Source organism: Actinomycetospora sp. NBC_00405 (assembly GCF_036044095.1).
GTDB classification, from domain to species: domain Bacteria; phylum Actinomycetota; class Actinomycetes; order Mycobacteriales; family Pseudonocardiaceae; genus Actinomycetospora; species Actinomycetospora callitridis.
Map to the genome: position 1 here is coordinate 5,658,522 of NZ_CP107938.1, position 20,433 is coordinate 5,678,954.

The 20,433-nt window shown below is 74.1% G+C and carries 23 protein-coding genes and 1 pseudogene; 9 read left to right on the forward strand and 15 right to left on the reverse strand.

The features are described from left to right. Positions 1–45 precede the first annotated feature (45 nt). Positions 46–1,710: an acetolactate synthase large subunit gene (locus tag OG774_RS27870; RefSeq protein WP_328305567.1), complete on the forward strand. Its 1,665-nt coding sequence runs from the start codon at positions 46–48 to the stop codon at positions 1,708–1,710. A 133-nt stretch (positions 1,711–1,843) separates the two neighbouring features. Further along, positions 1,844–2,599, forward strand: a complete 756-nt coding sequence (locus OG774_RS27875; protein WP_328305568.1) for an ANTAR domain-containing protein — start codon at positions 1,844–1,846, stop codon at positions 2,597–2,599. 6 nt (positions 2,600–2,605) lie between these two features. Here the strand turns inward: OG774_RS27875 and OG774_RS27880 are convergent, their stop codons facing one another. Together OG774_RS27880 and OG774_RS27885 are read right to left on the reverse strand one after the other, a co-directional pair. Beyond that, a complete protein-coding gene (locus OG774_RS27880; protein WP_328305569.1) occupies positions 2,606–3,874 on the reverse strand; it encodes a cytochrome P450 in 1,269 nt (422 codons plus the stop codon). After that, a complete protein-coding gene (locus tag OG774_RS27885) occupies positions 3,871–4,413 on the reverse strand; it encodes a PadR family transcriptional regulator (RefSeq protein ID WP_328305570.1) in 543 nt (180 codons plus the stop codon). The genes OG774_RS27880 and OG774_RS27885 overlap by 4 nt, the downstream gene beginning before the upstream one ends. A gap of 131 nt (positions 4,414–4,544) precedes the next feature. On the opposite strand from OG774_RS27885, the gene OG774_RS27890 reads away from it, so the two are divergent. After that, positions 4,545–5,318 (forward strand): SDR family NAD(P)-dependent oxidoreductase, encoded by a 774-nt coding sequence (locus OG774_RS27890; protein ID WP_328305571.1) that lies wholly within the window; start codon positions 4,545–4,547, stop codon positions 5,316–5,318. Positions 5,319–5,337: 19 nt separating this feature from the next. On the opposite strand, the gene OG774_RS27895 is transcribed toward OG774_RS27890, so the two are convergent. The 4 genes from OG774_RS27895 to OG774_RS27910 all read right to left on the reverse strand — a co-directional run bounded on the left by OG774_RS27895 (position 5,338) and on the right by OG774_RS27910 (position 7,740). After that, the gene (locus OG774_RS27895) at positions 5,338–5,757 is read right to left on the reverse strand and encodes a hypothetical protein (RefSeq protein ID WP_328305572.1); all 420 of its coding nucleotides are present in this window, start codon (positions 5,755–5,757) and stop codon (positions 5,338–5,340) included. Positions 5,758–5,855: 98 nt separating this feature from the next. Continuing rightward, entirely contained in the window at positions 5,856–6,299 is a 444-nt protein-coding gene (locus OG774_RS27900) for a universal stress protein (protein WP_328305573.1), read from the reverse strand. A 25-nt stretch (positions 6,300–6,324) separates the two neighbouring features. Next, the gene (locus tag OG774_RS27905; RefSeq protein ID WP_328305574.1) at positions 6,325–6,633 is read right to left on the reverse strand and encodes a Dabb family protein; all 309 of its coding nucleotides are present in this window, start codon (positions 6,631–6,633) and stop codon (positions 6,325–6,327) included. A gap of 63 nt (positions 6,634–6,696) precedes the next feature. Further along, positions 6,697–7,740, reverse strand: a complete 1,044-nt coding sequence (locus OG774_RS27910) for a patatin-like phospholipase family protein (protein WP_328305576.1) — start codon at positions 7,738–7,740, stop codon at positions 6,697–6,699. A 54-nt stretch (positions 7,741–7,794) separates the two neighbouring features. On the opposite strand from OG774_RS27910, the gene OG774_RS27915 reads away from it, so the two are divergent. Further along, positions 7,795–8,217 carry a PPOX class F420-dependent oxidoreductase gene (locus OG774_RS27915; RefSeq protein WP_328305577.1) on the forward strand — a complete coding sequence of 141 codons (423 nt, stop codon included), beginning with the start codon at positions 7,795–7,797 and terminating at the stop codon, positions 8,215–8,217. On the opposite strand, the gene OG774_RS27920 is transcribed toward OG774_RS27915, so the two are convergent. Next, the gene (locus tag OG774_RS27920) at positions 8,218–8,583 is read right to left on the reverse strand and encodes a MerR family transcriptional regulator (protein WP_328305578.1); all 366 of its coding nucleotides are present in this window, start codon (positions 8,581–8,583) and stop codon (positions 8,218–8,220) included. It lies immediately after the preceding gene. Between the two features lie 106 nt (positions 8,584–8,689). Next, positions 8,690–9,166, reverse strand: a complete 477-nt coding sequence (locus OG774_RS27925; RefSeq protein ID WP_328305579.1) for an Hsp20/alpha crystallin family protein — start codon at positions 9,164–9,166, stop codon at positions 8,690–8,692. Between the two features lie 129 nt (positions 9,167–9,295). Between OG774_RS27925 and dinB the strand changes: the two genes are divergently transcribed. Continuing rightward, positions 9,296–10,495: a DNA polymerase IV gene (gene dinB, locus OG774_RS27930; protein ID WP_328305580.1), complete on the forward strand. Its 1,200-nt coding sequence runs from the start codon at positions 9,296–9,298 to the stop codon at positions 10,493–10,495. Positions 10,496–10,804: 309 nt separating this feature from the next. Here dinB and zwf read toward each other — a convergent pair whose 3' ends face one another. From zwf to OG774_RS27945, 3 genes are read right to left on the reverse strand one after another with little or no spacing between them, the layout of a single operon-like run. Continuing rightward, positions 10,805–12,301, reverse strand: a complete 1,497-nt coding sequence (zwf, locus tag OG774_RS27935; RefSeq protein WP_328305581.1) for a glucose-6-phosphate dehydrogenase — start codon at positions 12,299–12,301, stop codon at positions 10,805–10,807. 54 nt (positions 12,302–12,355) lie between these two features. Then, complete coding sequence (locus tag OG774_RS27940; RefSeq protein WP_328305582.1) at positions 12,356–12,784, reverse strand: SRPBCC family protein; 429 nt, start codon at positions 12,782–12,784, stop codon at positions 12,356–12,358. 60 nt (positions 12,785–12,844) lie between these two features. Next, complete coding sequence (locus tag OG774_RS27945) at positions 12,845–13,879, reverse strand: NAD(P)-dependent alcohol dehydrogenase (RefSeq protein WP_328305583.1); 1,035 nt, start codon at positions 13,877–13,879, stop codon at positions 12,845–12,847. Positions 13,880–13,971: 92 nt separating this feature from the next. On the opposite strand from OG774_RS27945, the gene OG774_RS27950 reads away from it, so the two are divergent. Next, on the forward strand, positions 13,972–14,556 hold the full coding sequence (locus OG774_RS27950; RefSeq protein WP_328305584.1) for a TetR family transcriptional regulator: 585 nt from the start codon (positions 13,972–13,974) through the stop codon (positions 14,554–14,556). Between the two features lie 75 nt (positions 14,557–14,631). Next, positions 14,632–15,564: an endonuclease/exonuclease/phosphatase family protein gene (locus OG774_RS27955; RefSeq protein ID WP_328305585.1), complete on the forward strand. Its 933-nt coding sequence runs from the start codon at positions 14,632–14,634 to the stop codon at positions 15,562–15,564. 44 nt (positions 15,565–15,608) lie between these two features. On the opposite strand, the gene OG774_RS27960 is transcribed toward OG774_RS27955, so the two are convergent. After that, positions 15,609–15,863: a hypothetical protein gene (locus OG774_RS27960; protein WP_328305586.1), complete on the reverse strand. Its 255-nt coding sequence runs from the start codon at positions 15,861–15,863 to the stop codon at positions 15,609–15,611. Positions 15,864–16,049: 186 nt separating this feature from the next. Between OG774_RS27960 and OG774_RS27965 the strand changes: the two genes are divergently transcribed. Then, entirely contained in the window at positions 16,050–16,517 is a 468-nt protein-coding gene (locus tag OG774_RS27965; RefSeq protein ID WP_328305587.1) for a DUF2243 domain-containing protein, read from the forward strand. A 5-nt stretch (positions 16,518–16,522) separates the two neighbouring features. Then, positions 16,523–17,353, forward strand: a complete 831-nt coding sequence (locus OG774_RS27970; protein WP_328305588.1) for a cytochrome c oxidase assembly protein — start codon at positions 16,523–16,525, stop codon at positions 17,351–17,353. Here the strand turns inward: OG774_RS27970 and OG774_RS27975 are convergent. From OG774_RS27975 to OG774_RS27985, 3 genes and pseudogenes are all read right to left on the reverse strand, one after another. Continuing rightward, positions 17,313–17,876: a thiamine pyrophosphate-dependent enzyme gene (locus OG774_RS27975; RefSeq protein WP_328305589.1), complete on the reverse strand. Its 564-nt coding sequence runs from the start codon at positions 17,874–17,876 to the stop codon at positions 17,313–17,315. The genes OG774_RS27970 and OG774_RS27975 overlap by 41 nt on opposite strands. A gap of 121 nt (positions 17,877–17,997) precedes the next feature. Then, positions 17,998–18,894: pseudogene (locus OG774_RS27980) on the reverse strand (thiamine pyrophosphate-binding protein); the annotation flags it as partial. 16 nt (positions 18,895–18,910) lie between these two features. Next, positions 18,911–20,425, reverse strand: a complete 1,515-nt coding sequence (locus tag OG774_RS27985) for a class I adenylate-forming enzyme family protein (RefSeq protein WP_328305590.1) — start codon at positions 20,423–20,425, stop codon at positions 18,911–18,913. Positions 20,426–20,433: the final 8 nt, after the last annotated feature.

Below are 20,433 nucleotides of genomic sequence, written 5' to 3' on the forward strand. Positions count from 1 at the left end.
CACGGTCCGATGTGCGCCGAGACACCGGGGAGTGGGACCGAATCCATGAGGGCCAGCGATCTGTTCATGCGTTGTCTCGAGGCCGAGGGCGTCGAGTACGTCTTCGGGGTTCCCGGTGAGGAGAACGCCGACCTCCTCATGTCGATGCGCGAATCCTCGGTGCGGTTCGTGCCGACGCACCACGAGGCCGGCGCGGCGTTCATGGCCGACGTCTACGGCCGCCTGACCGGTCGCCCCGGCGTGTGCCTGTCGACGCTCGGGCCGGGCGCGTCGAACCTGGTCACCGGTGTCGCCAACGCGAACATGGACAACTCCCCGGTCGTGGCGATCACCGGGCAGGGCGCGACGACGCGCCTGCACAAGGAGTCGCACCAGGCGATGAACGTGGTCAACATGTTCACGCCGATCACGAAGTGGACGACGTCGCTGCGCGACGAGTCGACGATCCCCGAGGTCATCCGCAAGGCGTTCAAGCTGGCGGTGGCCGAGAAGCCCGGCGCCACGCACGTGGAGCTGCCCGAGGACATCGCCAAGCACGAGGTCGAGGGCGCCGCGCCGATCGTGCCGCCGGAGAAGGTCCGCCGGCCCGTGCCGGACGAGAAGAGCATCCAGGCCGCCCTCGACCTCATCGCCCGCGCCGAGCGCCCTGTGCTGCTCGTCGGCCAGGGCTGCGTGCGCACCCGCGTGAGCCGCCAGCTGCAGCGCTTCGTCGAGTCCACCGGCATCTACGCCGGCATGACCTTCATGGGCAAGGGCGCGCTGTCCGACCGCCACGAGCGCAGCCTCTACGCCGTCGGCCTCGGCTCGCGCGACTACGTCACCGAGGTGTTCGAGGCCGCCGACCTCGTCATCGCCGTCGGCTACGACATGGTCGAGTGGCCGCCCGCCCGCTGGAACATCGGGCGCACCAAGCGGCTGCTGCACATCGACTTCGACCCGGCCGAGGTCGACGACGCCTACCGGCCCACCGTCGAGATCGTCGGCGACGTCGCGGCCACGCTCTGGGCCATCAACGAGGGCCTCACCGAGAAGCACCACTACCCAGACATCGACCTGCACCGCCGGGTGCGCCAGTCGCTCACCGAGGAGATCACCGAGGCGGGGGCCCGCGCCGAGTCCGAGAGCGGCGCCTTCCCGATGAAGCCGCAGCGCATCCTGGCGGATCTGCGCTCCGAGATGGACGACGAGGACATCCTGATCAGTGACGTCGGCGCCCACAAGATGTGGGTGGCGCGGCACTACCCGACGTACACGCCCAACTCCTGCATCATCTCCAACGGCTTCTGCTCGATGGGGATCGCGGTGCCCGGCGGGGTGTCGGCGGCGCTGGTCGCACCGGACCGCCGGGTGGTCGCGCTGTCGGGCGACGGCGGCTTCATGATGAACATGGCGGAGCTCGCGACCGCCACGCGCCTGGGGGTCGCCCCGGTGAACGTGGTGTGGGAGGACAACGACTACGGGCTGATCTCCTGGAAGCAGGAGGTCGAGTTCGGCCACCACTTCGGCACCGAGTTCACGACCCCCGACCTCGTCACGATCTCGGAGGGCCTGGGGTGCCACGCCCGGCGCATCGGCTCGGCCGACGAGTTCCGCCCGGCGCTCAAGGAGGCGTTCGACCGTCGCGACAAGCCGTCGGTGATCGTCGTGCCGGTCGACTACCGGGAGAACGTCAAGCTCACCAAGCGCCTGGGGCAACTCATCGCCCGATGAGGTGGTGAGGGCAGGGCCCGTGACGGTGCCCACGGGCCGGTCCCCGCGTGGGGCCTGGGCGTTGCGCGCAGCGCGGGGTCGCGGATACTGCCGCAGAACCCCGTCCACGCTGCTCTCCCGTGAAGGTGCCGCGATGACCATCGACAGCCCGTCGGACTCCGGCGAGATCGACGGTGGTCTGGTGACGGCGTTCGTCGGCCTCGCCGACGCGCTGTTCGCCGTCGATCGCGAGGCCGGGGTGGTGGGTGTCGTCGAGCGCGTGATCGATGCCGCGCGGTCGATCGTGCCGGGTGCCGACGTCGTCTCGGCCGTCCTGCGCGGGCCCGACGGCCGGCTGGACACCGTCGCGTTCAGCCATCCGGCGGCGCAGAAGGCCGACGGGCTGCAGGACGAGGCCGGCGAGGGGCCCAGCCACACGGCGATGCACAGCACCGGGGTCGGTGCGGCCACGGGGTACCTCAGCGGCGGCGACCCGTCGTGGCCCGCGTTCGCGGAGCGGGCCGCGGGCGAGCTCGGCCTCCACGCGGTGCTCTCCACCGGCATGTTCCCCGGGGGAGCGCCGCCGCGCTTCGGCGCCCTGAACTTCTACTCGTGGTCGCCCAGCGGCCTCGACGACGTCGACCGCGACATGGCCCTCGTCCTCGCGGCCCACGCCGCGACGGCGATCTCCGCGGTGCAGGCCCGCACGGCCCACGAGCTGCGCGAGTCCCAGCTCCAGGAGGCCCTGAGGAGCCGCGACGTGATCGGTCAGGCCAAGGGCGTGCTCATGGAGCGCCGCGGTCTGGACTCCGACGAGGCCTTCGACGTGCTGCGCCGCACGTCGCAGGACCTCAACGTCAAGCTCCGTGACGTCGCCGAGACCCTCGTGGCCCGACGGGCGGAGCTGTAGGGCACATCACCAGGTGACCGGCAGCTCCTCGAGCCCGCCGGTGAGGCGCTCGGTGTGCAGGGTGAGGGCGCCGGGCTCGACGGCGAGGCGCAGCCCGGGCAGCCGGTGGAAGATCGTCGCGAGGCCCACGCGCAGCTCGGTGCGCGCCAGGCTCGCGCCGATGCAGAAGTGCGGCCCGTGCCCGAAGGACAGGTGCGGGTTCGGGCTGCGGTCGGGGTCGAACGCGCCCGCGGCGTCGAAGGCGCTCTCGTCGCGGTTGGCGGCGCTGGTGACGATGACGACGCCGTCGCCGGTCGCGATGGTGACCTCCTCGTCGCCCTCGCCGACCGTGACGTCCTCGTGCGCGTAGCGCAGCAGCCCCATCCCGCCCGGCTCGGCGAGCCGTAGGACCTCCTCGACGACCGCGTCGACCGATGCGTCGGGGTCGGCGACGAGCCGGTCCCGCACCTCGGGGTTCACCAGCAGCAGCACCACGCCGAGCGAGAGCCGGTTGACCGTCGTCTCGTGCCCGGCGAAGAGCAGCCCGACTGTCAGCTCCGCCAGGCGCGCGTCGGTCAGCCGCGGGTCGTGCATCTGCGCGGCGACGAGGTCGGAGATGACGTCCTCGCCGGGCTCGGCGCGCTTCGCCTCGGCCAGCTGCGCGGTGTAGCGCTCGAACTCGGCGCGCGCCACGGCCGGGTCGTCGCCGGTCAGCGTCGCCATGCGCTCGGAGAGGCCCTTGAAGTAGACGCGGTCCTCGACCGGCACGCCCAGCAGCTCGCAGATCACGAAGATCGGGAGCGGCACGGAGAACCCGGCGTGCAGGTCCACGGGGTCGGTGCCGGCCTCGTGCGCGGCGAGGAGGTCGTCGACGAGGCCCTCGGCGAGCTCGGCGACCCGGTCGTGCAGGCGCCGCATGCGCTTCGCGGAGAACGCAGGCGTGAGCAGGCGGCGCATCGAGGTGTGGTCGGCGTCCTCGTGCTCGTGGTCGCCGCTGGGGCCGGCCATGACGCCGGCGTCGGAGACCCGCGCGGCCTCCTCCGGCTTCGGGTGGGAGCGCCCGAGGCGCTTGTCGGCGAAGAGGGTGCGCGCCTCCTCGTACCGCGACACCAGCCACACGACGTCGCCCGCGGGCGTGCGCACCCGCGTCACCGGACCGGCCGCGCGCAGGCGCTCGTAGAGCGGCGAGATGCGCAGAACGCCCTCGCGGGCGAAGGGGAGCTGCGGCAGCGCGGCGTCGTCGTCGTGCGCGGTCGAGGTGGTGATGGTCGGCTCGTGTGTAGACGCAGTGGTCACGGCATCTCCTCGGTGGGGTCGTCGGCGCGGTGGGTGAGGCGGTCCAGCCAGCCCTGCTCCTCGCGGATGCGGCGTAGGACCTCGTCGAGCACGAGGGCGGCCCAGGGGTCGCTCCCGCCGGCGGTGGTGTCGGCCGGTGCGGTCGCCTCGGCCAGCCCCGCGAGCCGCGTCCGGCGCTCCGCGAGCACCCGGCTGCGGGCCGCGAGCACGCCGCGGCGCTCGGACGGCGTCAGGCGGCCGAAGCCGGCCAGGCGCGCGAGGAACTCCGCCTCGTCGCCGGCGAGCTCGTCGGGCAGGTCGGCCAGCTGGTCGTGCAGGAGCTCGCGGCCGACGTCGGTGAGCGTGTAGACGTGCCGTGCGGGTCGGCCGTCCTGCGGTTCGAGCGTGCGCGTCACCGCGCCCGCCTCCCCGAAGCGCTTGAGCGCCGGATAGAGCGAGTTGTTGTGCAGCTTGATCCCCGTCGCCGCCTCCACCCGTCGGCGCAGCTCGTAGCCGTGCGACGGGCGGCGGGCGAGCTGGCTCAGCAACAGCACGTCCACCCACACATAGGTCAGCGTGACCTAGGTACGCCTGACCCGCCACTCGACGTGAGCCTCTCGACACCACGGGTCACGGCCGGGCGACCGGGTAACCGGGTCTCGTCCAGCGTTCAACCGTTCCAGGAGGACTCGTGGCCGAGGGCCGCTTCACGGGCAAGGTCGTCGTCGTCACCGGCGGGGGCTCCGGCATCGGCGCCGCCACCGCGCACCGCTTCGGCGCCGAGGGCGCCACGGTGGTGATCGCCGGGCGCACGCAGGAGAAGCTCGACAAGGTCGTCGCGGACGCCCCGCAGGGCGCGACGCTCGTGGCGCGCGCCGCGGACACCTCCGACGGCGCCGCGATCACCGCCCTGATCGACGACGTGGCCCGCGAGTACGGCCGCGTCGACACCCTGGTCAACAACGCCGCGATCGCGCGCCCCGGCACGGTCGAGGATCTCGACGTGGAGACCTTCCGCGAGGTCATGGCCATCGACGTCGAAGGCGTCTTCCACGCCTCGAAGGCCGTCCTGCCCCACCTGCGCGCGGTCGGCGGGAGCATCGTCAACATCGGCTCGGTGTCCGGGCTCGCCGGCGACTGGGGGATGGCCGCCTACAACGCCGCCAAGGGCGCGGTCACCAACCTGACCAACGCCATGGCGCTCGACCACGGGCAGGAGGGCATCCGCGTCAACGCGGTGCACCCGAGCCTGACCGCCACCGAGATGAGCGAGGACATCCGGGACGACGACGAGAACATGGCCGCCTTCCGCGCCCGCATCCCGATCGGCCGCCCGGCCGAGCCCGCGGAGGTCGCCGACGTGATCGCGTTCCTCGCGAGCCACGACGCGCGCTTCGTCAACGGCGCGCACATCCCGGTCGACGGCGGGCTGGGCGCCTCGAACGGTCAGCCGAACATGAGCTGAACCCCGCCGTCGGGCGGGATCAGGCCTGCAGCAGCGTGCGCCAGACCCGCCCGGCGCCGCGTCCCTGCAGCACCGAGTGCACGGTGATGCCGCGGTCGGCGTCGGGGCGGCCTGCCCCGATCACCGGCTCGACGTCCTGGCCCATCAGCCGGGCCGGCGGTAGCGCGGACCCGCGCGGGCGGTGCAGCGACACGCGGTGCCGGCGCCCGCCCACGGTGACCCGCAGGCCGGCCGCGCCCTCGTACCAGGGGAACGCCAGCCGCTCGACGGCGCCGAGCGGGGCGTCGAACACCACGCCCTCGCCCGTCACCAGCCGCAGCCGACCGGCGTAGAGGCTCAGCACCCCGGGCTCGTTGGTCAGGCCCCGCAGCAACCAGGCCGGCGTCGCGTACGACGGGGCGAGGTGGGTCGGGCTGGCGGGCGTGAGATGCGTGGTCACGGCGACCTCGAGGGCAGGGCTGGAGCAGCGACCAGAATGACTGTAGGTGAAGCGTCGCCGGCATCGCTGGTACAGATGGGTGATTCAGCGCCGAACGGCTAGGGAACGACGGTGACCGGCCACTTCCCGGCCCGCACCAGGCGACCCGCCAGCGACCCGACGATCCGGTGCCCGGCCTTCGCCGACGCACCGACCACCACGGCGTCGACCCGGCGCTCGTCGGCCAGGCGCACGATCTCGGTGTACGGGTCGCCCGCGACCCGCACGAGCTCCCCGGTCAGCGACAGGTCCTCGAGGTACTTCCGTGCCTGGGCCTGGACGTCCGTCGCGAGATCCTGCGCGGTCTCGCTGAGAACGGCCAGCGCGCCGGGGGCCATCGCCGCCATCGCCGGCGTGGCCGCCACCGTCACCACCAGCAGGTGCGCGTGCTGTCGGCGGGCCAGGCCTGCGGCGTAGGCGCCGGCCCGCAGTGAGGTGATGGAGCCGTCGACCGCGGTGAGGATGGTGCCGGGGCCGTCGGTCCCGAGCTCGAAGCCCGTCATCCCCCGATCCTGCTCCGGGGGCCGCCTACCCGGCGAACTGGACCGCCGTGCGCTGGCCCACCCTGTGCGCGATCTGTTCGGAGATGATCCGCCGGTGCTCGGGGTGGTCGCGGTAGACGGCGAAGGCGTCGACGTCGTCGAACACCCCGACGACGGCGAAGTCGGCGTTGCCCGTGGCGATCCCGGCGTCGCGCCCGCAGCTCCACGACCGCAGCCCCGGCAGGTCGGCGTCGGCGATGAACCGCCGCAGCGCGTCGGCGATGCCGTCGACGACCGCGGGGTCCTCGGCCGCGTCGCCGGTCCAGGAGAAGGTGACGACGTGCGTGAAGCTCATGGCCCGTCATCCTGCCCTGCGGGCAGGACGCCCGGCATGGGCCACCACTCTGCGAGCAGCTGCTCAGCCTGCGCCACTGACCGCGGCGTGCGCGTCCCGGCGGAAGCGACGCTTGTAGGAGCGCCAGTCGAACTGCTCGAGGAACTCCGCGGCCTGCGCATAGCCCGTGTCGTACAGCGCGCGGGCGCGCTCGGGGGTGATCCCGAAGTCGAGGAGCCCCACCGCGCCGGCGTCGATGTGGATGGTGCGCGCGGCGACCCACGGCTGGTTGAGCACGGCCTGGTCGCGACCCAGCAACATCGTGGTGATCAGCTGCTCGAGCAGGCGCAGCGGCGCCGGCTGGGGGATGTCGAACCAGCGCGAGTGGAACAGGGCCACCCGGTCGCCGATGCCCGGCTTGGGCGCGGTGGTGATCGTGACACCGAAGGTCGGGAACGCGGGCTCGCGCCCGTCGGTGCGGTCCAGCGAGTCGATGGGGAAGTTCGAGAGCAGACCCCCGTCGACGAGCGTGGACGTGACGTCCGTGCGCGGGTTCGTCAGGGTCGTGGGCTTGAACAGGAACGGGATGGCCATCGACGCCCGGACCGCGTCGGCCACCGGCTGCCGGTCGGGGTCCAACCCGTACACCGAGCGGTAGTCCCAGGGCAGGCGCACGAGCTGGCCGAGGGTGAGGTCCGAGCACGTCACCACCAGCCCGTAGCGCTGCGACCGCGGCAGTGCCGGGTCGTCGATGCGCAGGTCGCCGAAGGTGCGGACGCCGAGCGCGGCGAGCTCCTCCTCGACCCAGGAGTGCAGCCATTCACCCTGGTAGAGGCCCTGGCCGCCGAGGAACGCCAGCGCCGGGCCCACGAGCGGCACGCGCCCGAGGCCGCTGGGGTCGGCCACCTCGCGGAAGTTGAGCCGGGCCGTGATCTCGCGCAGCTGCTCGCCGCGGGCGCCGGCGGCCGCCATCGCGCCGACGAGCGCGCCCGCCGAGGTGCCGGAGATGCGGTGCGGCGCCCAGCCGCGGTCGGTCATCGCCGCGACCGCCCCGGCGAGCCCGATGCCCTTCACCCCGCCGCCCTCGAGGACGAGGTCGGCCGGCCGTGCGGTGGTGCTCCTGGCCACGGGACTCCTTCCCCCTGTCGCGCGGTGCCACGTCCTCCGTGCTGGAGTGGATCGGTGAGCGCGCCCACGGACCTCTCCGCCCTCGGCGACGAGCCCTTCGTCTCCCTGACGACCTACCGCCGCAACGGTGACGCCGTGTCGACGCCGGTGTGGGTGGCCCGGGACGGCGACGACGCCAGTGTCCTCGTCGTCATCACGGGCGGGGCCAGCGGGAAGGTCAAGCGGGTGCGCCGCGACCCCCACGTCGTCCTGCGGCCGTGCGACCGGCGGGGCGCCGTCGCGCCGGACGCCCCGAGCGTCGACGGGCGGGCGGAGGTCGTCGACGATCCCGATGCGCAGGCGGGTCCGCGCCGGGCGCTCGCGGCGAAGTACGGCGTCCGGTGGCGTCTGGTGTCGGTGCTCGGGCTGGTCGGGCGCGTGGCGCAGCTCCTGGGTCGGGCGCCCGGCGAGCGGGTCATCCTGCGGCTGCGGGACTGATCAGGCCCGGGCGTCGCGCAGCCGGTCGAGGTCCGCACGGGCCTCGTCGCGCTCGGCGCGGGCCTCGTCGCGTTCCGCCCGGGCGTCCTGCAGGTCGCGCCGGGCGTCGGCGAGGTCGCCCTGCAGGGTGAGGATCGACGCCGCGCCGGCGATGGTGTGGCCGTCGTCGGCGAGCTCGCGCACGCGTGCGGCGAAGTCGACCTGGCGCCGTGAGTACCGCCGCTGCCCGCCGTCCGACCGGTGGGGGTGGAGCAGGTCGGCGGCGTCGAGGCTGCGCAGGAACGCCGGTGCGACCCCGATGAGGTCGGCGGCCTGACCGATCGTCAGGGCGGGGAAGTCGTGGTCGTCGAGGCGTTCGACGCCCATGGTGGCCCTCCTCTCGGTGCGCCGACCGCCGGGGCGCGGACGTGCGCGAACACCCGCCGGGGGGCTCGGCGGGTGCTCGCGGCTGGGGGGACGGTCCGGATGGTGATCAGGAGGTGGGCGCCTCCTCCGTGTCGTGCTGCTCGTGGGCCTGGCTCTCGATGCTGCCCTCGATGCTGGTCGTGGCGCCCGAGTGCTCGATCTCGATGCGGCGCGGCTTGGCCTTCTCGGTGACCGGGATCGTCAGCGTCAGCACGCCGTCGGTGTAGGACGCGTGCAGGCGATCGGTGTCCAGGTCGCGCCCGAGCAGGAGCTGGCGGCTGTAGCGCCCACGCGGCCGCTCGGCCACGAGGTAGTCGCCGTTGCCGCTCGGGGCGGTCCGGGCCGCCGTGACGGTCAGCGCGTTGCCCTCGACCGACACGTCGATCGAGCCGGGGTCGACGCCGGGGAGGTCGAACGAGGCGACGAAGTGGTCACCGGCGCGGTGGACGTCCATCGGCATACCGCTGACGGCCTGCTGCCGGGACGAGCCGGCGAGGCGCTCGAGCGCACGGAACGGGTCGAAGGGGTCGTAGTTCAGCAGCACGATCGGTCAGCTCCTTCCGTTGCCGCACTGCAAACCTGTTGTTCCTGACGCAGATAGTTATAGCTCCATCTACAGGTTTCCGTCAAGTGCTTCGGAAGGATCGCGTCCGTCGGTGCGGCATGCGAACGTGTGTTCGTGTCCGGCGAGCCGACGATCCTGCACGCGGATCTCGACGCCTTCTACGCCTCGGTGGAGCAGCGCGACGACCCCGCGCTGCGCGGACGCCCGGTGATCGTCGGCGGTGGCGTCGTCCTCGCCTGCAGCTACGAGGCCAAGGCCCGCGGGGTGCGCACGGCCATGGGCGGGCGGATGGCGCGGGCGCTGTGCCCGGACGTGGTCGTGGTCCCGCCGCGCATGGAGGCCTACACCGGCGCGAGCAGGGCGGTCTTCTCGGTGTTCCACTCCGTGACGCCGCTGGTGGAGGGCATCTCCATCGACGAGGCGTTCCTCGACGTCAGCGGGCTGCGGCGCATCGCCGGGCCACCGCCGGAGATCGCGGCGCGCCTGCGGCGGGAGGTGGCCGACGACGTCGGGCTGCCGATCACCGTCGGGGTGGCGAGCACGAAGTTCCTGGCCAAGGTCGCCAGCCGCGTCGCCAAGCCCGACGGGCTGCTCGTCGTCCCGGTCGGCGGCGAGCTCGAGTTCCTGCACCCGCTGGCCGTCGAGGTGCTGTGGGGCGTCGGCGAGGTCACCAGCCGCACGCTGCGCGGCCAGGGCATCACCACCGTCGGCGACCTCGCGGCCATGGGCGGCCCGGGTCTCGAGTCGCTGCTCGGGAAGGCCGCCGGGCGGCACCTCGACGCCCTGGCCCACGGGCGCGACCCGCGCCGCGTGCAGGTCGGGCGCCGCCGACGCTCGGTCGGCGCGCAGCGGGCGCTCGGTCGCGAGCCCGTCTCGCCCGCGCGCACCGACGCGGTGCTCATGGGCCTGGTCGACCGGGTCACCCGCCGGATGCGCCGCGCCGGGCGCACGGGTCGCACGGTGACGCTCCGGTTGCGCTTCGGCGACTTCAGCCGCGCCACCCGATCGCACACCCTCGCCACGCCGACGGCCGAGACCGACGCGATCCTCGGCGCGGTCCGCCTGCTCGCCGAGACCGCGGCCCCGATGATGTTCGAGCGCGGGCTGTCGATGCTCGGCGTGGCCGTCGGCAACCTCGACGACACCGGCAGCCACCAGCTCGAGCTGCCGTTCGCCGGGGACGCCGCGCCCCTCGCGCTCGACGTCGCCGTCGACGACGTCCGCGAGCGCTACGGCCTCTCCGCGGTCACGCGGGCGACGCTCCTCGGCCGCGAGCAGGGGCTCGAGATGCCGATGCTCCCGGACTAGGGGACGCACCGTTCCCGTCCGACGAACTCGACGAGGCCCTCACGGCACCGGGTGCCGGATAGCCGAGCCGCGCCGGCCAGGCGTCGGTGTATCTCGGCAGATGCTTCGGTTTCCGAAGCGTTGTCGTTCTCTCTCATGGGGGCGGCGGGGAGGTCATCGACCGCCTCGGCCATCGCGGCCGTCGTCACCCTTGCTCTCAAGGCTCGCCGACGCCCCCGGCCTGAGGGGGCCTCTCCATTTCGATCTCTCGAGAGTGCCGCCAGCGTCCGAACGCTCCCGACACTCTCGAGAGATCGATCTGGAGAGCTCCTACTTCTTCTCCCGCCAGGCGCGCTCGAACGGCAGGCGCCAGGCGTTGGGCGCGATCAGCTGGTGGATCGCGTTCGGGCCCCACGAGCCGACGGGGTAGGGCTTCACCGGCGGGGGATCGGCGAGCAGCGGGATGGAGCGCTCCCACAGCGACTCGATGCCCTCGGAGGTCGTGAACAGCGTGTGGTCCCCGCGCATCGCGTCGAGGATCAGGCGCTCGTAGGCCTCGAGGACGTCGGACGCCTCGCCCGTCTCCTGGGTGGAGAACTGCATGGAGAGCTTCTGCAGCCGCATCCCCGGGCCGGGTCGCTTGCCGTAGAACGACAGCGAGACCCGGGAGGAGTCCGCGAGGTCGAAGGTCAGGTGGTCCGGGCCCTGGGTGCCGACGCCGGAGCCCGGCGGGAACATCGTGCGCGGGGCCTCCTTGAACGCGATGGAGATGATCCGCTGGCCCTCGGCCAGGCGCTTGCCGGTGCGCAGGTAGAAGGGCGTGCCCGCCCAGCGCCAGTTGTCGAGCCCGACCTTCAGCGCGATGAACGTCTCGGTGTCGGAGTCGCTCGCGACGTCGGGGTGGTCGCGGTAGCCGCCGAACTGTCCGCGCACGACGTCGTAGGGGTGGATCGGCAGCATCGAGCGGAAGACCTTGTTCTTCTCCTCGCTGATCGACCGGGGCTCGAGGGCCGTCGGCGGCTCCATCGCCACGAACGCCATCACCTGCATGAGGTGGGTGACGACCATGTCCTTGTAGGCGCCTGTGGCCTCGTAGAAGTTCGCCCGCGTGTCGAGCCCGAGCTCCTCGGGGATGTCGATCTGGATGTGGTCGATGAAGTTGCGGTTCCAGATCGGCTCGAACAGGCCGTTGGCGAAGCGGAACGCGAGGATGTTCTGCGCCGCCTCCTTGCCCAGGAAGTGGTCGATGCGGAAGACCTGCGACTCGTCGAAGACGCGGTGGACGAAGTCGTTGAGCTTCACCGCGCTCTCGAAGTCGTGCCCGAACGGCTTCTCCATGATCACGCGGGCGCCGGAGGTGAGGTCGGCGTCGCGCAGCATCTCCACGACGGCCTGGGCGGCCCGCGGGGGCACCGAGAGGTAGTGCAGCAGCCGCGCGTCGTCGCCGAGCTGCGTCCGGGCCTCCTTGACCGCCGAGGTCAGACCCTCGGGGCCCGCGCCCTGGGGGACGTAGCTCAGCCGCGCGGCGAAGTCCTCCCAGTCCTCGTCCTTGAGCCGGTGCATGCCGTAGTTCTGGACCGCGTCCTTCGCGAGCGCCCGGAAGGCCTCGGTGTCGATGTCCTCCATCGCCGTGCCGACGATCCGGATCGCGGGGGCGAGCTCGGACTCGGCGAGGTAGGCCAGGCCCGGCAGGAGCTTGCGCTTGGCGAGGTCACCGGTGCAGCCGAACAGCACGATGACGTGCGGGACGATCGGGTCGAGGTCGCGGCGGAAGGGACGCGACCCGGGGCCGGGGTACGCGACGGACTCCACCTCGCGGTCGGTCATGTGACGGGACCGTAGTCGGAGAAAGTGACGTCCGTGGGTCCGCGACGCGAGGACTCAGTCGCCCGCCGTACTTTGGCTCCTCTCGAGGATCCGCCGCAGCGTCTCGAGGTCGCGGGCGACGTGCTCGGCGTCCGCCGCGAACTCCTCGTCGCTCATCCCGGTCCGCCGGCGTACGTGGAAGACCACCTCGGCGCCCTCGCCGAGGGGGACCACCCGCAGCGGGTTCGGCATCTCGAGCCCGTCGGGCAGGCGCACGACGTGGTCGAGCACGCCGAACTCGTTCTCCGGCACGAACTCCACCTCGACGCGCCCCATCGGCGAGTCGGCGACCCACGTGCCGGGCCGGTCGGGGACGGGCTCCACTTGCGCCTTCGCCAGCCCACCGGCCCAGTCGACGAGGTGGCGGGGGTCCGACGCGTACGCGTACACCTCGCGCCAGGGCCGCGCGATCGTCGTCGTCACGAGACGGGTCTGCGTCGTCATGGCGACGATCCTGGACCCGTCCCCGGGTCACGTCGTGGACGCATCGGACGGGCGGGCGCTTCAGCCCAGGTCCACCGAGAAGCGGAAGCGGACGTCGCCGCGCGCGAGGCGGTCCATCGCCTCGCCGAGCCGCTCGGCCGGCACGACCTCCACGTCGGCGGTGATGCCGTGCTCGCCGCAGAACGCGAGCATCTCCCGCGTGTCGGGTACGCCGGCGCTCCCCGTGCCGGCGATCCGCTTCTCGCCCACCACGAGGCTCATCGGGTCGATGGTCAGCGGGCGCGTCGGGATGCCGGCGAGGACGAAGGTGCCGTCCACGGCGAGCGCGGCGAGGTAGGGCGCGAGGTCGAGGCTCGCGCCGGTGGTGTCGAGGACGATGTCGCAGCGCCGGTGCTGCGCGTCCATCTCCTTGCTGTCCGAGGACAGGACGACGTCGTCGGCGCCGAGACCCCGGGCGGCGTCGGCCTTCGTGGCCGAGGAGGTGAAGGCGACGGTCTCCGCGCCCAGGGCGTGGGCGAAGCGGATCGCGAGGTGTCCCAGGCCGCCGACCCCGACCACGCCGACGGTCGTCCCCGGCCCGGCGCCGAACCGGCGCAGCGGCGACCACGTGGTGACCCCCGCGCACAGCAGCGGGGCGACGCCGGCCGGGTCGAGGCCGGCGGGGGAGGCGTGGACGAAGTGCTCGTCCACGACGATCTCCCGCGAGAACCCGCCCTGGGTGATCCCGCCGGAGACCCGGTCGACGCCGCCGTAGGTGAGCGTCGGGAACTCCCGGCAGTCGTTCTCCCGCCCGGCGCGGCACTCGCGGCAGACCCCGCAGGACCCGATGATGTTGCCGACGGCCACCGCGTCACCGGCGGCGAACCCCGTGACGCCCGCCCCGACGGCGGTCACCTCACCGACCATCTCGTGTCCCGCGACCAGCGGGAAGCCCGCGGGGTCACCGTGGCGCATCGCGTGCAGGTCGGTCGCGCAGAGCCCGCAGTACGTCACGCGCACCACGACGTCGCGCTCGCCCGGGTCGCGGCGCTGGAACGTCCACGGCGCCGGCGCCGCCCCCGGCGTGTGCGCCGCCCATCCCGTGACCTCGTGCATGGTGCCTCCGCAAAACAAACCGGTTGGTTACTCGACGGCCACGGTAGGACGGGCGTGGCCGAGAAGCAAACCAACTGGTTATTCTCTCGGTCGTGGGCGACGGACAGGCGACGCGGCGACGGCTGCTGGACGCGGCGACCGCCGAGTTCGCGCGGTACGGGATCGCCGGCGCCCGCGTCGACCGGATCGCCGCGTCCGCGCAGGCCAACAAGGCACAGATCTACGCCTGGTTCTCGTCGAAGGACGGCCTGTTCGACGCGGTGTTCGTCGAGCACCTGTCGTTGATCGTCGGCCTCGTGCCCCTCGACGCCACCGACCTCCCCGGCTACGCGGTGCGCCTCTACGACGCCTACCTCGACCGGCCCGAGGTCGTGCTGCTCGCGACGTGGGCGCGCCTCGAGCGCGTCCCGACCGGCGACCTGCTCGCGGTCGCCGCGGACGACGTCGCGGTGAAGCTCGCCCGGATCGCCGACGCGCAGCAGGCGGGCCTGATCGACCCCGAGCCCACGCCCGCCGACGTGTACTCGATGGTCATCGCCCTGTCGATGGCCTGGTCACCGGCCAGCGTGACGGTCGCGGCGTCGACGGACGACGACCCGGTGGAGCACGAGCGACGCCGCACGGCCCTCGCCGCGGCCGTCCACGGGGCGTTCGCGCCGCGCCGCCCGGCTGCCTGACCGGCGCGATCACGGCGAACCGATCCCCGACCCGCCACGATCATCGGCGACGGCTGCCGAGGCGAGGAGGATCGTGTGACGCGCTGGCCCGCGGGACTCGTGACAGGAGCCGCGGCGGCGACGGCCCTCCTGGTGCCCGAGGTGTTCGGGCTCGAGCGCCGGGCGCCCTGGCCGGTCCTGCTCGCCGCGCGCCCCGCGTTCGCGAGCGGTCTCGGCGTGCTCGCGGGGGTGCTCGCGGCGAGCTCGTCCCGGGCGCGGCCCGCGTCGCTCGGCGCGGCGGGCGTCGCCGGGCTCGTGCTGGCCGCGGGCCGGCGACCGGCGGCGACGTCGGCGGGCCCGGTCACGCTCACCGTCCTCGTCGCCAACGTCTGGCAGGGCCGGGCGGACCCCGAGGCGCTCGCCGCCATCGTGGAGGCCGAGCGCCCCGCCCTCGTCGTCCTGCCCGAGTCCGGCGAGCGGTTCCGGGCCCGGCTCGAGGACCGCCTCAAGCCCGACCTCGGCTACGCCGCGCACTGCGCCCCGCCGCCCCGGCCGCACCGCCACGTCCCGGAGCACGGCGACGGCCCGTGGACCACGGTGCTCACGGCGCCCTCGCTCGGCGACGTCCGCGTCGCGCGCCTGGTCTCCGGCGGGCTGTACGGCTGGCTGGAGGTCACCGGCGGGGAGCTGGGCGATGCCCGGGTCCTCGCCACGCACACCGTCGCCCCGGTGCCCGGCCTCGTCGAGCGGTGGGCCGACGAGCTCGACCTCGTCGCCGCGTGGCGCGCGGCCGCCCCGGGCCCCACCGTCGTCGCCGGCGACCTCAACACCACCGTCGAGCACCGCGCCCTCGCCGCGCTCGGCGACGGCGGAGTCCCGGGCCCGCCGACCTGGCCGAGGCGCTGGCCGCGGTGGCTCGGGTTCCGCATCGACCACGTCCTCGCCGGCGGCGGCCTCGCCGTGCGGTCCTCGCGCGTGCTCGACCTGCCCGGCAGCGATCACCGGGCTGTGCTCGCGCACCTCGGGTGATCACGCCTCGGTCGGCGAGCGCATGGTTCAGGCCTGAGGGAGTGTCAGCGGAGTGCCGTCGCAGACATTGAGTGTCCGTAACGCCACGCACTCGCGCGCGCGGCGGCGGCGACGGCGAGGCCGGCCGCGGCCGAGCAGGCGAGGGCGCACGCGGCGAGGACCGCGAGCGCCGCCGGTCCCAGGGCGTCCAGCGGCAGCATCCGGCCGGCGTGGACGAGCAGGATCGCCAGGCCGAGGCCGACGGCCGCGCACATCGTCGCGACGAGCCGGCGGCGGGCTCCGCCTTCCTGCTCACCCAACTCGGGACGCACTGCGCGCAGGCGCCGTCCTCGCCTCGCTCGACCCGGACGAGCGCAGGCGGCTGCACGAGCTGCTCGCGAAGCTCGCCGCCGACCGTGGCCTCACGCCGGGCGTGCACCCCGGCTACCGCACGCTCCCTCCGGCCTGAGGGGTTCGGCCGGCGCCGTCCCCGGGCACCACGCCGCATGGACACGACAGCGACGCGCGCGGCGACGGGTCGGTCCGTCCTCGCCGGGGTGCTCATCGGGGTGGGCGTGGCGGCGTTCCTCGACGAGACCGTCTTCCACCAGCTGCTGCACTGGCACCACTTCTACGACGGCGCGGGGCTCGAGGCCGGGCTGGTCTCCGACGGCCTGTTCCACGCCGGCGGCTGGCTCGCGATCGTCGTCGGCCTGTTCCTCTTCGCCGATCTCCACCGCCGCCGCGCCACGGTGCCGAAGCGCGTCTGGGCGGGGGGCTTCCTCGGCTGGGGCGTGTTCCAGGTCTACGACGGCCTGTTCCAGCACAAGGTGCTGGGGCTGCACCAGATCCGCTACGAGGTCGACCTGCTGCCCTACGACCTGGCCTGGAACATCTCCGGCGCGGTGGGCGCCGTGATCGGGATCGTGCTGCTCCTGGGCCCCGCGCGTCCGATCGCCGGGGACAGGGCCTGATCGCCGTGGAGCACGGGGTCCACCACGCGCCGGTCGGGCCCGGGGCCTGGGTGTCCGCCCTGCCGGTCCTGGCCGTCGCCGCGCTCTACGCCGCCGGCGCCCTGCGGCTGCGGTCGCGGGGCGACCGCTGGTCGCCCGCACGGTCGGCCGCCGCCGGCGGCGCCGTCGTGGCGCTGGCCGCCGCGCTGCTGCCACCCCTGGGCGACCGCCCCGATTTCGTGGCGCACGTCGTCGGCCACCTCCTGCTGGCCATGGTCGCGCCGCTGCTCCTGGCGCTGGCCGCGCCCGTCACGCTCGCCCTGCGCGTACTGCCCACCACCGGGCGCCGCCTGCTGCTCGCCGTGCTGCACAGCCGCCCCGCCCGGGTGCTGACGTGGGCGCCCGTCGTCGTCGTCCTCGAGCTCGGCGGGATGTACGCCTTCTACCTCACCGACCTGTTCGCCCTGGCCCACGCGCACCCGGCGCTGATGGCCCTCGTGCACCTGCACATGGTGCTCGCGGGCCTCCTGCTCAGCGTGGTCCTCGTCGGCCGCGACCCGCTCCCGCACCGCCCGGGGATCGTCGGCTCGCTGGTGCTCCTGCTGGTCGTGGCGGCCGGGCACGACGTGCTGGCCAAGCTGATGTACGCGCGGCTCCTGCCCGCCGGCGCCGGCAGCCCCGACGAGCTCCGGCTCGGCGCGCAGGTCATGTACTACGGCGGCAGCGCCGTGGAGATCGCGCTCGCCGTCGCCCTGATGGCCGGGTGGTACGCCCGCGGCGGCCGGGAGCTGCGCCGGGCGCGGGCTCGCGAGCAGGTCAGTGCGCCGGCGCCGGCCGGTTCCCCAGCACGCGGGTGAGCGCGGCCAGCAGGTCCGGGACGTCGTCGCGGGGCACGACGGCCTGCACGAGCGTGACCCGCTCGGGGTGCGCGCTCGCCCCGGCGAGGGCCGCGCGCAGGTCGCCGACGGTCCTGACGCGCGAGGCGTCGAGCTGGTCGCCCCCGCCGAGGGCCCGGGCGAGCGCCGGCCAGTCCCAGGCCGTGATGTCGTTGTACGACTCGTCGGGCCCGTGGATGGCGCGCTCGACGGTGTAGCCGTCGTTGTCCACGACGACGATCACCGCCGGGATCCGCTCGCGCAGCACGGTCGCGAGCTCGGTGGCGGTCATCTGCGCGGCGCCGTCGCCGACGAGCAGCACACCGCGGTGTCCGGGCCTCGCGGTACAGGTGCCGAGCAGTGCGGGGATCGTGTAGCCGATCGACGCCCACAGCGGCTGGCCGACGAAGGTCACGCCGGCGGGCAGGCGGTGGGGCGCCATGCCGTAGAAGCTCGTGCCCTGGTCGGCGAGCACGATGTCGCCGCTGCGCAGGAACGCGCTCACCTCCCGCCACAGGCGGCTCGAGCGCCGCGAGGGCGGTCGGCAGCTCGACCGGTGCGAAGGTCGCGGCCCCGACCGACACCGAGCGCGGTCCGACGTCGACGGTGCGGCTGCGGGTGATGTGCTGGGTGAACATCCCGCTGTTGAGGTCGGTGAACTGCACCCCGGCGACCACGAGCACCGCCGCGTCCTCGACGGCCGTGCGCGTGGCGGGCGGGCTGGCGGCGCCGGTGTAGGTGCCCGCGAACCGGGGTCCGCTCTCGTCGACGAGGCTCTTCGCCCACGGCGTCGTCGCGTGCGGCAGGGGACCGGCGGCGAGCAGCCGGGCGAGCGTCTCGGCCGCCCCGAGCCGGTGCACCTGCAGCCCGGCGAGCACCGCGACGTCGTCGGGCGACGAGGCCGACTCCAGCAACCGGCGGGCGGCCTCGACGAAGCCCTCGAGCGCCTCGGGGTCGGTGGTGTCGACGGGCGCGGGCAGTGCGGCTGCGGCCTTCTCGGCCGGCGCGGCGGCCACGTCGGCGGGGACGACGAGGTAGCCGGGCAGACGCCGGTCGCGGACCTCGCGCAGCACCCGGTCGATCTCGGCCACCGCGTCGTCCTCGGTGAGCGACGCCCGCGCGACCGTGATGTCGGCGTGCATCGCCGTGAAGTGCCCGAACACCCCGTCGCCGAGCGTGTGGTGCACCGGGCGCCGGAGGGCCTGCGAGGCCAGCGCGGGCGCGCCGACGATGTGCACCACCGGCACGTGCTCGGCGTAGCTGCCCGCGATCGCGTTGATGGCGCTGAGCTCGCCCACCCCGAACGTCGTGCACAGCGCGGCGATCCCGCGCAGGCGCCCGTACCCGTCGGCGGCGTAGCCGGCGTTGAGCTCGTTGGTGCACCCCGTCCAGCGGACCGTGGGGTGGTGGGTCACGTGGTCGAGCATCGCGAGGCTGTAGTCGCCGGGAACGCCGAAGATGCGGTCGACGCCCAGCTCCGCCAGCCGGTCGACGAGGTGGTCGGCGACGGTGTATCCGCTCACGGGCGGCAGGCTCCCATCACGGCGGGGCGAGGGCCATGATCGCGGCGCGGTCGGGTTTGCCCTGCTCGGTGAGCGGGAGGTCGTCCGGCTCGACGACGACCAGCGTGTCGGCGACCGCCCGGCCGTGCTCGGCGGCGACGGCGTCCCGGCCGGCGGGGACGTCGAGGCCCGCACCCCAGGAGAGCACCGCCGCGATCCGGCGGCCGCGTCCCGGGTCGGCCACGACCACCGCGTAGCGCACGTCGGGCCGGCACATGAGCGTGTCCTCGATCCCCGTCGGCGTCACCAGCCGGCCGTCGACGACCGTGCAGTCGGCGGCGCGCCCGAGGACGTGCAGGCGGCCGTCGTCACCGAGGCGCCCGAGGTCGCCGGTGCGGTACCAGCCGTCGACGAAGTGCTCCGCCTGCTCGACCGGCCGGTTCCGGTACCCGTGCGCCATGGCGGGGGAGCGGACCTCGATCGACCCGTACGCGGGGTCGAGCGCGCCGTCCTCGCGCCGGAACCGGACCTCGACGCCGGGCAGGACCGTCCCGGCGCAGGTGGCGCGCCCGGGATCGGACGGGTCGTAGTCGGCGGGCCGCAGGGCGCTGACGATGCCGATCTCGCTGGCGCCGTAGGTGTGCTGGAGCACGGGTCCGAGGCGCTCGACGGCACGCCGGCGCAGCGTGGGCGGGGCGGAGGCGCCGATGTGCGTCAGCGTCCGCAGCGAGGACAGGTCGCGGCGGGCCACGTCGGGGTGGTCCATCAGCGCGACCAGCTGGGGCTCGACGAGGAACAGGTCGGTGATCCGGTCGGCCTCGATCGACGCCAGCAGGGCGGCGGGGTCGGAGTCGTCGCGCAGCACCACCGTGCCGCCGCCGATCAGGGTCTGGGCGACGAGGATCTGGGTGAGGTAGGCCTCGGGGCCCGAGGCGAGCTGGCGTCGCTCGGGGCGGTGCGGGGTGGCAACCGCCGCGGCCCACGCGGCGACGTCCCGCACGCTGCTCTTCGGGATCCCCGTCGTGCCGCCGGAGGACAGGACCGTGCCGAGGTCCGCCAGGTGCGCCCGTGACGCGAGCGGTGCGGACGACTGCGCGGCGGCGAGCTCGTCGAGGCGCTGCGGGACGCCCGCCACGGGGCCGACCGCGACCACGGGGGCGGCTGTCTCCGGCAGCAGGTGGGCGGTCTGCGGGAAGACGACGACGAGGCGCGGGTCGATCTGCGCGAGCTGCTGCGCGCGGCGCTCCGCCCCGGATGGGGCCGAGACGTACACCGCGGCCGCGTCGATGAGGTGCGTCGCGTAGCGAACCGCCAGCGCGTCGGGCCGGTTCGGCCCGTACTGCGCGACGAGGTCGCCGGTGCCGATGCCCAGGCCGGCGAGGGCCCGCGCGTAGCGGTGGATCGCGGCGAGGAGCTCGGCGCCGGTGGTCTCGCCGTCGGGGTGGCGCAGGACGACGCGGTCTCCGGCGGCGGCGAGGGCGGCCACCACCTGCTCCACCGAGGGGTGCGGCGCGGGGGTCGAGCCTGCCCGGTCGGCGGCCGTGTTGGTCACGCTCCGTA